The organism is Microbulbifer okhotskensis, assembly GCF_023895975.1.
GTDB lineage: Bacteria > Pseudomonadota > Gammaproteobacteria > Pseudomonadales > Cellvibrionaceae > Microbulbifer > Microbulbifer okhotskensis.
In genome coordinates this window covers 1-1,459 of the sequence record NZ_JALBWM010000276.1, presented here as the reverse complement: position 1 = coordinate 1,459, position 1,459 = coordinate 1, and the positions used below count along the sequence as shown (strand labels likewise).

1 protein-coding gene is annotated in these 1,459 nt (G+C 40.0%); it reads left to right on the top strand.

Annotated elements, in window-relative coordinates; translation table 11 throughout:
- Positions 1-689 precede the first annotated feature (689 nt).
- Positions 690-1,184 carry a YccF domain-containing protein gene (locus tag MO867_RS22000; RefSeq protein ID WP_252473152.1) on the top strand — a complete coding sequence of 165 codons (495 nt, stop codon included), beginning with the start codon at positions 690-692 and terminating at the stop codon, positions 1,182-1,184.
- Positions 1,185-1,459: the final 275 nt, after the last annotated feature.

The window sequence follows — 1,459 nt, the reverse complement described above, 5'->3', positions numbered from 1 at the left end:
CTATTCTAGGTCTATTCTGTTCGTTTTTACACCGATTTATATGGGACAGCCCTGGCGCTGAGTAGTATGAAAGCATCCCATTACTTGTTAGTTTACGTAGAGCGCTGCTCACTCATACTGAAGAACTGTTCGAAGTATTAATTTAATCCTTATTGCTAAAAGAGACCCAGTATTTGTTCATTAAACAGCGGGGTCACCAAGTAAGGACAACTTTCTATTTAAAATTTTTTATGGGAATTTTTTTAAGCCGAAGAGAACTATGGCTCTGCTCAACGGCAGACTCAACATATCCCACCAATTGCTGGTCAATATTCTAAGTGATTATTCATCCTGACCAACTTCCTCAATATCAGTCACTACCTCATGCTATTAAAGTGATTGCCTACAAGACCTACTACCAATATTCATCGACCTCAGCCTCCAGCTAATAGACCACCCCGACCAAATGGTATGAAAAAGTCACATGCCCAATATTTGAGTGCTTGCGTCCGCAGTGCCTTGACTGACTTCAGTCAGCGTAATGACCGTACCGTCACAAACAAATTCACCCTGCGAAATAAATAAATACCAGTGCATCTAAAAATGGGGCAAAGTGAGTCCAATTCTAACAACCTCCAAACAGGCTAGAGCTTAAATCGGTTCACATGTACCATTTGCTGTGAGTTTTGCTCTCGCAGTACTGGTTTCTTGTGCAAACCTTAGCCAATTTAGTGAGAAAAAATATGCGAACACTTGGGAATTTTTTGTGGTTTATTCTAGGCGGTGTCTTTATGGGACTCTGCTGGTGGTTTTTCTCTCTGATCGCATTTGTTAGCATCATTGGTATTCCCTGGGGAAGAGCCTGTTTTGTTATTGGCAAGTTCTCTTTTTTTCCATTTGGTCGAGAGGCGATCTCCCGTCAAGAACTCACTTACCGTAACGATATTGGTACCAGCGCTTTTGGATTGCTAGGAAATATTATCTGGTTCCTGCTTGCAGGAATATGGTTAACTATCGGCCACCTTTTACATGCCATTGCCTGCTTTATTACTATTATCGGTATTCCCTTTGGTATACAGCATTTGAAGCTAGCAGCTATCTCACTTTCACCAATCGGGAAAACCATTGTTAGCAAAGAAGTGGCATATTCAGCTAAAAAGCGCAATGCAGACATCGAAGTTACAAGATTAAGAGGCGGAACTTAATCAGAGAAGGGGTATAAATGCAGTAATGCTACTGCTGTGCCAAAAAGGGGCTATACACCAAATAGCCCCTTTTATTGCTACCAACAAAAAATCTTTTTCCGCCTATCAAACTCAAATTCTTAATTGTATTATTAGCAAATATATAACTTTGTAACACTCAACGCATAGATCAATAATTTCTGGTAAACTCAGAATTATCTATTTACGTAAGTTTAGATAATCTATCAACACTTCGGACAGTTTCATACAGCTATAGCCCCATAGTCACTGTACTG